The 13,527-nt window shown below is 39.2% G+C and carries 9 protein-coding genes; 8 read left to right on the top strand and 1 reads right to left on the bottom strand.

The features are described 5' to 3' along the window. The first annotated feature begins 520 nt into the window (after positions 1-520). The 3 genes from B5P37_RS04255 to B5P37_RS04245 all read left to right on the top strand — a co-directional run bounded on the left by B5P37_RS04255 (position 521) and on the right by B5P37_RS04245 (position 3,922). Positions 521-1,786, top strand: a complete 1,266-nt coding sequence (locus B5P37_RS04255) for a pyruvate MFS transporter (RefSeq protein ID WP_085237061.1) — start codon at positions 521-523, stop codon at positions 1,784-1,786. 139 nt (positions 1,787-1,925) lie between these two features. Beyond that, the gene (gene srtA, locus B5P37_RS04250) at positions 1,926-2,537 is read left to right on the top strand and encodes a class A sortase SrtA (protein ID WP_085237060.1); all 612 of its coding nucleotides are present in this window, start codon (positions 1,926-1,928) and stop codon (positions 2,535-2,537) included. Positions 2,538-2,758: 221 nt separating this feature from the next. Continuing rightward, the gene (locus B5P37_RS04245) at positions 2,759-3,922 is read left to right on the top strand and encodes a glycerate kinase family protein (protein WP_085237059.1); all 1,164 of its coding nucleotides are present in this window, start codon (positions 2,759-2,761) and stop codon (positions 3,920-3,922) included. Between the two features lie 169 nt (positions 3,923-4,091). Here B5P37_RS04245 and scdA read toward each other — a convergent pair whose 3' ends face one another. Beyond that, positions 4,092-4,781 (bottom strand): iron-sulfur cluster repair di-iron protein ScdA, encoded by a 690-nt coding sequence (gene scdA, locus B5P37_RS04240; RefSeq protein WP_085237058.1) that lies wholly within the window; start codon positions 4,779-4,781, stop codon positions 4,092-4,094. Positions 4,782-5,252: 471 nt separating this feature from the next. Here scdA and B5P37_RS04235 point away from each other — a divergent pair, with 471 nt between their 5' ends. From B5P37_RS04235 to opp4A, 5 genes are all read left to right on the top strand, one after another. Then, a complete protein-coding gene (locus tag B5P37_RS04235) occupies positions 5,253-6,332 on the top strand; it encodes a Glu/Leu/Phe/Val family dehydrogenase (protein ID WP_085237057.1) in 1,080 nt (359 codons plus the stop codon). A 438-nt stretch (positions 6,333-6,770) separates the two neighbouring features. Continuing rightward, positions 6,771-7,841: a PTS sugar transporter subunit IIC gene (locus tag B5P37_RS04230; RefSeq protein WP_085237056.1), complete on the top strand. Its 1,071-nt coding sequence runs from the start codon at positions 6,771-6,773 to the stop codon at positions 7,839-7,841. Positions 7,842-8,365: 524 nt separating this feature from the next. Next, a complete protein-coding gene (gene pflB / locus B5P37_RS04225; RefSeq protein ID WP_085237055.1) occupies positions 8,366-10,615 on the top strand; it encodes a formate C-acetyltransferase in 2,250 nt (749 codons plus the stop codon). A 58-nt stretch (positions 10,616-10,673) separates the two neighbouring features. Further along, entirely contained in the window at positions 10,674-11,435 is a 762-nt protein-coding gene (gene pflA / locus B5P37_RS04220) for a pyruvate formate-lyase-activating protein (protein ID WP_085237054.1), read from the top strand. A gap of 339 nt (positions 11,436-11,774) precedes the next feature. Continuing rightward, positions 11,775-13,496 carry an oligopeptide ABC transporter substrate-binding protein gene (gene opp4A / locus B5P37_RS04215; protein ID WP_085237053.1) on the top strand — a complete coding sequence of 574 codons (1,722 nt, stop codon included), beginning with the start codon at positions 11,775-11,777 and terminating at the stop codon, positions 13,494-13,496. Positions 13,497-13,527 lie beyond the last annotated feature (31 nt).

Genomic DNA, 13,527 nt, shown 5'->3' with positions numbered 1-13,527 from the left:
GTCTCAATGTTTATTGTACTTTTAAAGTTGAACATGGACTGACCATTTCCATTCTATTAAAACATATTATTTTGGAGAAGTTAAACGAATGTTACATACAATTTAGGCAATAATACACTAATGTGTTATAAGTTTAGGAATCACTACCAAAATGAATCGTTATCTTAGCGTAAAAAAAGCGTAAAGAAAGTGACGGCATGTAACATTACACGGTGATAAAAAATAATGGTCATGTTCATCATCTGAACGACGTCGATAGAAACCGATATTGAATATGAGATACCAATATAGTGATTCTTTTAAATAAAAATAAAATTAATTTGAAGATTTTTTTAATGAAGTCTCTAACTATTGTTGTTAAGCCATTTCAGCCCATTATTGTATGAAAAAAGTGAAAAGAATTTTCTCAAAACGTTCAAAAAATAGTCAAATTTATATTGTAACCGCTTTCTTCCTGTGGTATATTCAGATAGCTATATCAATGGTCATCTGATGACCAAATGAAAGAGGGTCAAAAATTATGAGTCAAAAGAGATCAAATGTACGTTGGCTTTTTGCAGGGATATTTTTCTTAATCGGGGTAATTGCCTATATGGACCGGTCGAATATTTCTTACATCGCTGTACCGATGATGGAAGATTTACACCTTACAAAAGCACAATTTGGCTTACTCGGTTCATTTTTCTCATTAGGGTATGCGCTGATGCAAGTACCGTCAGGGTTTTTAGCTGAAAAATATGGACCTAAAAAAATGATTAGTATTGCTTTAGTATGGTGGAGTGCTTTTACTATTTTTACAGGTATGGTCAAAAACCATGGTTTAATCTTTTTCGTACGGTTCCTTTTTGGGGTAGGGGAATCACCGATGTTTCCATCTAATGCTGTATTCAATACATATTGGTTCAGCAAACACGAAAAAGGGCGTGCTGCAAGTGCGCTATTAGCAGGTTCTTATTTTGGACCTGTACTTGCACCTATCGTGACAGTATCTATTTCTAATGCGTTCGGTTGGCAAGCTGTATTTTACATCTTTGGTGTCATTGGATTTTTAATCGCGATTTTATGGGCGATTATTGCGAAAGATTTACCAGAGCATCATAAAATGGTCAATGAAGCAGAAAAATATTTCATTGTCGAAAATCGAGATGTGGTGAAAACGGCTAAATCGACACCCCCATGGGGAACATTTTTCTCACGTTTTAGTTTTTATGCGATTGCCATTCAATATTTTGTCGTTCAATTTGTTATTACACTCTTTTTGTACTGGTATCCAACATACCTTATGGAGCAATTCCATGTGGATCGAGATACAATGAGTAAAATTGCAGGTATTCCTTGGTTAGTGATGTTCGTGTTTATTTTAAGTGGCGGTTCTATTTCAGATAAGATTTTGAGTAAAGGGAAGTCACGTTTTGCAGCACGTGCCATTATCGCGATTGTAGGATTTGTTATTTTCGGTATCTCTCTTAACTTTGCAGTAACATCAGATAGTTTAGTGAAAAACATTGTTTGGATGTCACTTTGTCTAAGTAGTATTGGTTTAGCGATGGTCATGAGTTGGGCTTCCGCAACAGATTTAGGACGTAACTATTCTGGAACGGTTTCAGGATGGATGAACCTATGGGGAAATATCGGTGCTGTTATCAGTCCAATTTTTGCAGGATATTTAGCTGAAATGATTGGTTGGATTCCAACATTACGTTCTATGCTACTGTTAGTCGTTCTTGCGATTGTGTTATGGTTCTTTGTTAAGCCGGATCACCCGTTAGTTAAAGACGAGTCATAAGATTGAAATCAACATGAGTACAAGATAGGGAAGTGTTGTTCACAGCACACTTTGCTATCTTTGTACTTTTTTATTTTCAATTTTTGCACGAAAAGCTATAATAAAAAGTAAATGATAGTGACATGAAAGAGGTCTGATGATGCAAAAATTAACACGTTGGATGGTCCCATTGATTGGGGTGGCATTGATTTTAGGGGGGATATATCTCATCTTTAAACCTAAAATTGATGCATATATGATGAATCGAGACAACGAAAAGAAAATCGAACAGTATGAGGCGAATCAAAAAGCGCAAGGGACGACCCAGCAAGACAAAACGCCAGAAGTCCCTAAAGACCCTGCGCAAATTGTAGGGATATTAGAAGTCCCATCCGTAGGCATTAAAGAAGCGGTTTATCCAGGACCAGCGACACCGCAACAACTTGAGCGAGGGGTAAGTTTTGCTGAAAAAAATGAATCATTAAAAGATCAAAACATTTCAATTGCCGGTCATACCAACTATTCGCTTAATTACCAATTTACTGAATTGCACAAGGTTAAAAAAGGGGCAACCGTCACCTTTAAAGTGGGCAATGAAACACGAAAATATCAAATTACCTCGATTAAGGATGTTAAGCCGGATCAGGTAGAAGTCTTAAATGAAATGGATAAAGCGAAAGATCAATTGACGTTGATTACTTGTGACGATTACGATAAAAAAACGGGTCAGTGGTTAACACGAAGCATCTATGTCGCCGATCGAATCAACTAAATAACTAATACTAAAGCGTTTTATGTTTACGCAATAACACAATGTGATGTCAGGTGATGTCGCATTGTTTTTTGTTGAGTCAGCGTCAGACCTATACGCAATAAGTAGGAAGATTTTACTTTGGTATATGAGACATCTGTGATTGCTCAAAGGGTTGGGTTTTGAAAAGCCAGTTAACGCGGTGTAAAATAACATAAAATCGTATTCAAGGAGGCAACATGATGCATATTTTAATCGCACCAGATGCATTTAAAGAGTCGATGACAGCGATGCAAGCGGCAGAGGCCATTGAACAAGGATGGCGTCGTGTCACCGGAGCGGAAACGACATGCCATAAAATTCCTATGGCTGATGGTGGAGAGGGGACGACGCAATCGCTTCATGATGCACTTGGCGGTCAGTGGCGAACAACGACAGTATTAGATCCACTCGGTCGCCCGATTCGTGCGACGTACAGTATCGCGAATCAAGGAAAGACAGCGATTATTGAAATGGCAGCGGCAGCAGGATTACATCTTGTGAAGCCGAATGAAAGGAATCCATTACAAACGACGACTTACGGGGTCGGTATGTTATTGTTGGACGCTTTAGATCAAGGGGTGTCCCATATTATTTTAGGGATTGGAGGAAGTGCAACGAATGATGGGGGTGCCGGTTTGCTACAAGCGCTCGGTGTACAATTATTAGACATTAACGGTGAAGAGATTCCGCGTGGTGGAGAGGGCCTTATAAAATTGGCCCGTATTGACGATACCACCTTGGATGCCCGTTTCCAACATGTCCAGTTGGATGTCGCATGTGATGTGGATAATCCCTTGCTCGGGCCTCGAGGTGCAACAGCGGTATATGGTAAGCAAAAAGGGGCGAGTGCGCAAGATCAAGAACGTTTAGAAGGGGCGTTAACACAACTGAATCAGTGCTTTGAACGTGATTTAAAGCGTCAAGTGTCACATCTTCCAGGCGCTGGGGCAGCGGGAGGATTAGGTGCAGGGCTACTTGCGTGTTTACCGGTTCGATTGAAACGTGGCATTGACATTGTTATGGCTATGACACAGTTTGAACGACATGTTCAGCAGGCGGATCTCGTTATTACAGGAGAAGGTGCGATTGACGGACAAACCATTTACGGGAAAACGCCTATCGGTGTGGCGCGTGTAGCCAAAACGTATGGCAAACCTGTCATCGCAGTTGCCGGTACGCTAGGGATCGGCTATGAACGGGTTGAAAGTCATGGAATCGATGCCGTATATAGTATTGTGACAGGACCCATGTCACTTGAACAAGCGATGCAAGATGGACCGAAGCTCATCGCGCAGTGGGCACAACAGATGGCACAGTTTTATCAGATATTCAATCAGACAAAGAGGGATAAGATGAAAGATTAACGCATTAAATGCCTCATCCGAGGGCATGATACTGGAAGCGACCCATGTCTATCCAACCTAGATGATCTTCATGAGGGGAAAGAGATGACAACGTGGCGTGTTTTTTAACGTCATCATCTCTACAAATTGAGGGCGCATTATATTAAGTGAACATCAACATGCTCATTTTTTAATAGTGTGAAATCAAGGATGTTATTTTGGGGAAAAGAATATGATTTTCAAGATGTACATGTGCGTGCGTTTCTTGTTCTAAATTGGCTAAACGTTGATAGACGAGGCGCCATGTGCCACAAGCGTCTGCTGGAGGCTGAAACTGATGCGTCAATTCGCGCATCTTTTTCAACAATTGTCCTGCATTGTCGTGATCATCGATTAATGACGCAATCACCGTCTCTGCCTGGGGGACTGGTTGCCCTTCTGCGATCGCCTTGAGCTTTGGAAAGGCCTCATGATCTTCTTCATCTGTATGTGTCAACATGGCGGTTTTAAATTGTTGATATACGGATTGGAGTTCAACTAAATGAGGGTGTTGAGGCCCATGGACACGTGCCAGTTTAGTCATATACGGCGTTAATTGTTGGAATTCTAATTTTAATGTTTCATGATAGCGCGATTGTATATATTGAATTAACGAGGGGACGGACAAGTATTGCGGTTGTATCCCTTCGCCGGGTTGCACGCTAGCCTGCTCTAATTCGTGCATCAGTGTATCGAGAGAAAGTTGTGGGTTAGCATGGACGGCACTTTCGATAGATTGGTCGCCACCGCAACAAAAATCAATGCCGTACTTTCGAAAAATATCTGCAGTTTTAGGGTAATGTGTGACAGTATTCGCCACTGTGTCTTGACTTTGTATCATGCAATGTCATCCTTTCGCAATAGAATAAATTCACTATAACAACAATGTGAAAAAATAAACATTAGGGAAATGACTGAATTAAAATTGGAAATTGACTAAAAAGGGCATCATCACTTTGATCGATGTGTACGGGTTGTTGAGGTCGAGGAAAAGGATGTTTTGTTCAATTTCAATGAGGCTGACGTGAGTGATGATGATTTTTATTGCAGAAAAAATATTCACGACAATCAAAACAAAAAATTTTATAACTATTCGAAAATGCGATTATACAAAAAATATAAGTCGTGCTATACTATAAGGGTTGAAACCGCTTACATTCAATACTGACATTTGCTGAAGGGGTCAAAATACAGCAAATATGATATATTGAATATTGTGGGCTTGGGAGATCGAGCACATTTTATCAAGTCCGATTTCAATCAATTCAAGGTTTCATCTACGGGAAATGTGAAACACAGAGGAGGAATGGCAATGATTTTTGAAAAGATGGCACAAGCCGATTACGAGCAGTTGGTATTTTGCCACGATAAAACAACGGGTTTAAAGGCAATTATATGTATTCATGATACGACACTCGGCCCAGCATTGGGGGGATGTCGTTTTTGGAATTATGAAAGTGAAGCGGATGCCATTGTCGACGTGATGCGTTTGGCAAAAGGCATGACATATAAAAATGCGGCAGCCGGTTTGAATTTAGGCGGTGCCAAAACAGTCGTTATCGGTGACCCCAAAAAAGATAAATCTGAAGCATTCTTTAGAGCACTCGGTCGTTACATTCATAGTTTAGACGGTCGTTATATTACTGCTGAAGATGTGGGAACAACAGAAGAGGATATGGATTTAATTCGCTTAGAAACACCTTATGTGACAGGTGTGAGCGAGTCATTTGGTTCAAGTGGAAACCCAAGTCCTATGACTGCATTAGGTGTCTATTATGCGATGAAACGTACGGCGAAAGAAGTATTTGGATCAGATCGTTTAACTGGTAAAACAGTAGCCGTACAAGGTGTTGGTAATGTGGCCTATCATATGTGCCGATTTTTACATGAAGAAGGCGCAAAATTAATTGTGACAGATATTAATGAAGAGGCCGTACAACGTGCAGTCAATGAATTCGATGCAGAGGCCGTTGCCATTGATGAAATTTATGCCGTTGATGCTGATATTTTTGCGCCATGTGCACTCGGCGGTATTTTGAATGATTTGACGATTCCACAACTCAAAGTCAGCATGATATGTGGCAGTGCCAACAATCAATTGTTGGAAGATGAAAAGCATGGTCAAATGTTAAAAGAACGCGGTATTTTATACGCCCCAGACTTTGTAGTCAATAGTGGGGGTGTAATCAACGTCGCAGATGAATTAAATGGTCAATACAACCGTGAACGTGCTGAAAAACAAGTGAAACGCATCTATGAACAAATGGATAAAATATTTACAATTGCGAAAGAGCAAGGGATTTTACCGTTGCAAGCTGCAGAACATTTAGCAGAAGCACGCATTGATACGATGATGCGTGTGCATAGTAAGTATTCAGCAGGACGAAAATAATAAAGATGGATTAAAAGGGAGACAGGCGTGACGATAAGTGGCGCAGTCTCCCTTTTTTTGTTTTAAAGACAACAAATCATGTAGCGTGCATCAAAAACATCTCGGTTACGGATTGCATATATGTGCGTTCAATACTGTATGTGTATGCAATCACAAGCGTTTTATACGCCCATTTTTTCTCGCAACTGATGGATTCACGCCAACTTATCATTTGTGAACATTTGTAAAACAGTATTGCTAAATGAATGCTGTTCGGTTACGCTACAAATGTATCAAATCACGAGATATTAAGAGCGAGTCGCGTGCATTATTACAAAGGGATCGCAATGAGGACCTTTTAATATGAGGACAATACATTTCGCTTATGGTGGCTAGAATCATCTCGTTTTATGATGAGGATTTGTCGTCATTAATTATATTTTTTAGGTGGTAGATGAAATGGAAGTAACAGAGAAAAGAATGAACTTCAAGACATTTATGTTCAAAGTGTTAAATGGTTTAGCAATCGCCATTATTGCTGGGCTGATTCCTAACGCTGTTTTAGGGGGCTTGTTTAAGTATTTAAGTCAATATGCCGATATTTTTGGAACGTTGAATCAAGTCGTCCTAGGCGTGCAGTTTGCTTTACCTGTCATGGTAGGGGTCTTGATTGCGTTACAATTTAATTTAAACGCAATGGCGACCGCATTAGTTGGCGCGGCCTCTTTTGTCGGTTCGGGAGCAACCAAAGTCAGTGAAACAGGCTGGCAAATTGTGGGCATTGGAGATTTGATTAATACGATGTTGACTGCTTCTATTGCCGTACTCATTGTTCTAGCATTAGGCAATCGTTTGGGGAGTTTAAATGTGATTTTATTACCCATCATCGTTGGAGGCGGTGCGGGGTTAATCGGTCTTTGGACTTTGCCATTCGTCAGTAAAATTACATTGGCCTTAGGGACGTTAGTTAATTCCTTTACGACGTTACAACCGATTTTGATGGGAATTTTTATTGCAGTACTTTTTTCTTTTATTATTATTTCGCCAGTTTCCACAATCGGTGTCGGATTGGCTATTGGTATTTCAGGCTTGGCTGCAGGTGCAGCGGCGATTGGTGTTGCGGTGGCAGCTGTCGTCCTTTTTATTGGGACATTGCGTGTTAATAAAATTGGGGTGCCTATTGCGATATTGTTAGGTGGGATGAAAATGATGATTCCTAATGTGATTCGTCATCCGATTATGCTGTTGCCGATTGGTATTACGGCAGCGATTACGGGTGCGATTGGTGCGATGTTCGGGATTGTCGGTGTAAAAGAATCAGCAGGTTTCGGTATTGTTGGATTAGTTGGGCCGATTAACGCGCTAGAATTGATGGAAGGAAGCGGTTTTGCAAATTTAATTATTGTGATTGCCGTATTTTTCGTCATTCCATTGATTGTCGGTTGGCTTGTAGATTATTTATTATGTAAAGTCTTTAAATTATATCCATCTGAAATTTTTCGCTTCACTGCGACTGAAGACGAGAAGTAGATGGCGTTTCAAACAAGAACGTATGAATTTTGGTGTTCTACGTGAGCGTATGACGTGATTCGTGACGTTGGGATGCTACATGTTTTACTATTTATGATTAAAATTATAAAAATTGAGTCAGAGACCTTGGATGCGGTCTCTGATTTTATTTAGAACGAGGAAAATGGGGGCTGCTTCGTGTAAGAGATTTCTCTTAATTCAACGTCTAAATAGGTCGCTTGTGCCTTGAGATGTGGCACAGTATTGACTGGAGATACAACGAAAAAAATTCTTATACAAACGTGAATGGTCAAGCGAAAGTGTCATGATGACGGGCGTCGATGGTATGAAGGAATTGAATTGCACATTTTTTTGCAAGTGCGGTAATTGTTTTAAAATAATTTTAATTGTGACAGATTTATATACAAATTAGTTCGAAAAAGTGACGTTTCATAAAACGTTTTCAGTTTTAAGTGATATCATTCACAACATTTGATATACTGAATTGTGAAAAGATGAACAAAAACCTAATTGGAGGTAAACTTATGATTAAAGACACTCAGACAACACACAATGCATGGGAAGGTTTTAAAACTGGACGTTGGACACGTCATGTAGATGTTCGTGAATTTATCCAGCTAAACTTTACAGGTTATCAAGGCGATGATAGCTTTTTAGCTGGACCGACAGAAGCCACTTCGAAATTGTGGGAACAAGTGATGGCTTTATCGAAAGAAGAACGTGATCGTGGTGGCGTTTGGGACATGGATACGAAAGTCCCATCAACAATTTTATCTCATGATGCAGGTTACTTAGATCAATCATTAGAAAAAATTGTTGGTGTCCAAACGGATAAACCATTCAAACGTTCGATGCAACCATTTGGTGGTATTCGTATGGCTAAAGCAGCATGTGAAGCGTATGGCTATGAATTGGACAAGGAAACAGAACATATCTTTACTGAATATCGTAAAACGCATAACCAAGGTGTGTTCGATGCATACTCAAAAGAAATGTTAGCTTGTCGTAAAGCGGGTATTATTACAGGTTTACCAGATGCCTATGGACGCGGTCGTATTATTGGGGACTATCGTCGTGTTGCGTTGTACGGTATCGATTTCTTAATGGAAGAGAAACAAAGAGACTTCAATGACTTATCTGCAACGATGACAGAAGATATCATTCGTTTGCGTGAAGAAGTTTCAGAACAGTATCGCGCATTAAAAGAATTAAAGCAATTAGGGGAACGTTACGGTTTTGATTTAAGTCGACCAGCTGAAAACTTTAAAGAAGCGGTTCAATGGTTATACCTCGCTTACCTTGCAGCAATTAAAGAGCAAAACGGGGCAGCGATGAGCTTAGGTCGTACGTCAACATTCTTAGATATTTACGCAGAACGTGACTTAGAAGCGGGTACGATTACAGAAACGGAAGTTCAAGAAATCATTGACCACTTTATTATGAAATTGCGTTTAGTTAAATTTGCGCGTACACCGGATTATAATGCACTCTTTTCTGGTGACCCAACTTGGGTAACTGAATCAATCGGTGGTGTTGGTATTGATGGACGTCCAATGGTAACGAAAAACTCATTCCGTTTCTTACATTCATTAGACAACTTAGGTCCTGCACCAGAACCAAACTTAACAGTACTATGGTCTACACGTTTACCGGAAAACTTTAAACGTTATTGTACAAAAATGAGTATTAAAACAAGCTCAATTCAGTATGAAAATGATGATTTAATGCGTGAAAGTTATGGCGATGACTACGGTATTGCATGTTGTGTTTCTGCAATGCGCATTGGTAAACAAATGCAATTTTTCGGTGCACGTGCAAACTTAGCCAAAACATTATTATATGCGATTAATGGCGGTAAAGATGAAAAATCTGGTGCTCAAATCGCACCTAACTTTGCACCGATCGAATCAGAAATTTTAGATTATGATGAAGTTTATCGTCAATTTGATGAAATGATGGAGTGGCTTGCAGGCGTTTATATCAACTCTTTAAATGTCATCCACTACATGCACGATAAATACAGCTACGAACGCATCGAAATGGCATTGCATGATACAGATGTACATCGCACGATGGCAACAGGTATTGCAGGTCTTTCAGTAGCGGCTGACTCACTTTCGGCTATTAAATATGGTCAAGTTCGTACAATTCGTGATGAGAATGGTCTAGTTGTGGATTTTGAAACAACTGGAGATTATCCAAAATATGGTAATAATGACGAACGCGTTGATGAAATCGCAGTACAACTTGTTGAAAGCTTTATGAGAAAGTTACGTAAACATCAAACTTACCGTGATTCTGAACATACAATGAGTGTGTTGACAATTACTTCAAACGTTGTTTACGGTAAGAAAACAGGTAACACACCAGATGGACGTAAAGCAGGTGAACCATTTGCACCAGGTGCGAACCCAATGCATGGTCGTGATGAAAATGGTGCCCTCGCTTCATTATCATCTGTTGCGAAATTACCTTACGATTGCTGTAAAGATGGAATTTCAAATACATTTAGCATCGTGCCAAAATCACTTGGTAAAGAAGAACAAACACAAGAGCAAAACTTAGTGAGTATTCTAGACGGATACGCTTTACAACACGGTCACCACTTGAATATTAACGTGTTCAACCGCGAAACATTATTAGATGCAATGGAACATCCTGAAGAATACCCACAATTAACTGTGCGTGTATCAGGTTATGCCGTAAACTTTATTAAATTAACACGCGAGCAACAACTTGATGTCATTTCTCGTACTTTCCATGAATCGATGTAAGAGATAACGAGGACATATAAAAAGACTTAAATTGAACTGTAACAAATGGGGGAGCGCAATGATTAAAGGACATATTCATTCAATAGAAAGTTTAGGGACAGTAGATGGACCAGGCTTACGCTACATTATCTTTACACAAGGTTGTTTGTTGAGATGTCAGTATTGTCATAATCCAGATACATGGGAAATTCATACACCCTCACGGGTCGCAACTGTGGATGAACTCGTGGATGAAATTGTACCTTATCTCCCATATTTTCAGGCATCGGGAGGGGGCGTAACCGTCAGTGGCGGGGAACCCCTCTTGCAAATGCCATTCATTGAAAAATTATTTGAAAAGTTGCATACACGAGGCATTCACACGTGTATTGATACTTCACTTGGCTGTGCAAATGAAACAGAAGCGTTTAAAAGACATTTTGATCAATTAATAGAACATACGGATTTATTAATGGTAGATATTAAACATATGAATGATGAAAAACATCAACAGTTAACTGGAAAATCTAATACTCATATATTAAATTATATTCAATATTTAGCAGACAAAGGCCAACCGATATGGATTAGACATGTGCTCGTGCCAGGTCTGACCGATGCCCCCGAAGACTTGAAAGCCTTGGGTACATTTATCAATCAACTCGGTAATGTCGAAAAATTCGAGATTTTACCTTATCATCAACTCGGTGTACACAAATGGAAGGCCTTGGGCGTACCTTACACATTGACAGATGTTGAACCACCAACAGACGAGGCGGTTGAACAAGCTTATGCGTACGTTGGCTTCACAGGAGTTACCCCCCTAACACCCGTGGGCTAAATGCTAAAATAGGACATGACTATATTTCCCTCTTTTGACTTTAAATGATATGACATTGTTAGAGGCTAGGCTATGATTCGATTGAATCATAGTCTAGCCTCTTTTGGGTGCGCTTGGATTCATCGTCCGTTGGCATGGATGAGATCTGATTTAGATGACACAAGCAGCAGATTTAAAAGGTGAAAATACGACATAAAAGTCACGTTTTAAGACATACTATGCGATTTGTTTTAAATTACAAATAAAACATGGTTTATCTTCAAATTTAGTTGTTGACAAAGTATTCAGAATAATATAATAATGAGAATACATCATATGTAAAAACAAGGAGGAATGTCAATGAAACAGAGTTGGCGTTATGTCATCACTTTCATGGTATGTGTCGCTTTAGTTCTATCGGCATGTGGGAAAAATAATTCGAAAACGGCAGATGAGCATAATAAAACAGAAAAAAGTAATGCTAAGGGTGGTACTTTAAATGTTGGGATTCCAGAAGCACCGGAAGGGAACTTTCAAGATATTTTCGCTTCTTCGACAACGGATTCAGGTGTAGTAGGATTTTTTAACGATGGTTTAACAGAGATGGATGACCATTTAAACTTAAAGCCTAAAATTCTATCTTGGGAAAAAAGTAAAGATGATGATTTGAAATATACTTTCAAAATGAAAAAAGGAATCAAGTGGCATGACGGTAATCCATTCACAATTAACGACTGGATTTTTACGCTTGAGACGATTGCAGATCCAGATTATGAAGGACCGAGATACAGTGGTGCAGAAGTCATTAAAGGGGCAGAAGAAAAACATAACGGTAAAGCTAAAACGATTAGCGGCCTTAAAAAAATTGACGATTATACAGTAGAGTTGACATTTAAAGCGCATAGAGCGAACAACTTACTTGCGCTATGGACGTCAGCAGTCATCAGTGAAAAGATTTTTAAAGACATTCCAATTAAAGACATGGCAAAATCAGATGCAGTACGTAAACATCCTATCGGTATTGGTCCATTTATTGTGAAAAATATCGTAGACGGTGAATCTGTTGAACTGGTTAAGAATAAAGATTATTGGCAAGGGGAGCCGAACATCGACAAAATCAATTTGCGCGTCGTTGAACAGACTTCAATGGCACAAGCACTTGAAAAAGGTGAAATTGATATGGCAGATGTAACGGCACCGATTGCAAAAGAAATTAAAGATTCAAAGTCAGAAAAAGTTAAAATACTTGAAGCACCTTCAACATCTTATGCGATTATTGGGTTCGTATTAAATGATTATGATAAAAAAGCGCAAAAGATCGGTGAAGCACGCCCTAAATATCAAAATAAAAAATTACGTCAAGCGATGGCCTATGCGATTAATCGTAAAGAATGGATTGACGCATTCTTTAACGGTTATGCTAAACCACTTATTGGCTTAATCCCATCTCAACATTGGAGTGGTGCGAAAAAAGGGGACATTAAAGAGTACGAATATAATGTTGAGAAAGCAAAAAAATTATTGGATGAAGCGGGTTATAAAGATAAAGATGGAGACGGCTTCCGTGAAGATCCAGATGGTAAGCCATTTGTAGTGAAATTAAAACATTATTCCGGTTCTAATCCAACATTTGAACCGCGTACAGCAGCATTAAAAGGCTATTGGGAAAAAGTAGGTTTAAAAACAAAAGTTGAAATGGAAGAATTTGGAAAATATGGTGAAGACTTAGAGAATGCTTCAAAAGACATAGAAGTGTATTTCCGCTCATGGCAACAAGGGGCTGACCCAGATCCATCTGATTTATATAAATCGACAGCATTGTGGAATGAGTCACGTTATAACAATCCAAAAGCGGACAAATTGTTAGAAGAAGCTGTGGATAGTCAGATTGTAGGCGATGATGTGAACAAACGAAAAGAAAAATATATAGAATGGCAAAAAATCATGGCTGAGGATTTACCTGTTATTCCAATCGCTGAATTTACAGATACCACAGCAGTAGGTCAAAGAGTGAAAAATTATGAAGTATCATTGAAAGGTTCAAACCCAATGTATCAATGGTCGGTTGAAGATAAAAAATAACATCATGAACTGAGAAAGGGAATGAGGCCAT

Source organism: Staphylococcus lutrae (assembly GCF_002101335.1).
Taxonomy (GTDB): Bacteria; Bacillota; Bacilli; order Staphylococcales; family Staphylococcaceae; genus Staphylococcus; species Staphylococcus lutrae.
This window is presented reverse-complemented; position numbering and strand designations above follow the sequence as displayed.

Bases quoted from the DNA above. Each gene is read 5' to 3' on its own strand.
- opp4A (WP_085237053.1), top strand. From the start codon at position 11,775: ATGAAACAGAGTTGGCGTTATGTCATCACTTTCATGGTATGTGTCGCT.
- B5P37_RS04245 (WP_085237059.1), top strand. From the start codon at position 2,759: ATGCATATTTTAATCGCACCAGATGCATTTAAAGAGTCGATGACAGCG.
- pflA (WP_085237054.1), top strand. From the start codon at position 10,674: ATGATTAAAGGACATATTCATTCAATAGAAAGTTTAGGGACAGTAGAT.
- srtA (WP_085237060.1), top strand. From the start codon at position 1,926: ATGCAAAAATTAACACGTTGGATGGTCCCATTGATTGGGGTGGCATTG.
- B5P37_RS04255 (WP_085237061.1), top strand. From the start codon at position 521: ATGAGTCAAAAGAGATCAAATGTACGTTGGCTTTTTGCAGGGATATTT.
- scdA (WP_085237058.1), bottom strand. From the start codon at position 4,781: ATGATACAAAGTCAAGACACAGTGGCGAATACTGTCACACATTACCCT.
- pflB (WP_085237055.1), top strand. From the start codon at position 8,366: ATGATTAAAGACACTCAGACAACACACAATGCATGGGAAGGTTTTAAA.
- B5P37_RS04235 (WP_085237057.1), top strand. From the start codon at position 5,253: ATGATTTTTGAAAAGATGGCACAAGCCGATTACGAGCAGTTGGTATTT.
- B5P37_RS04230 (WP_085237056.1), top strand. From the start codon at position 6,771: ATGGAAGTAACAGAGAAAAGAATGAACTTCAAGACATTTATGTTCAAA.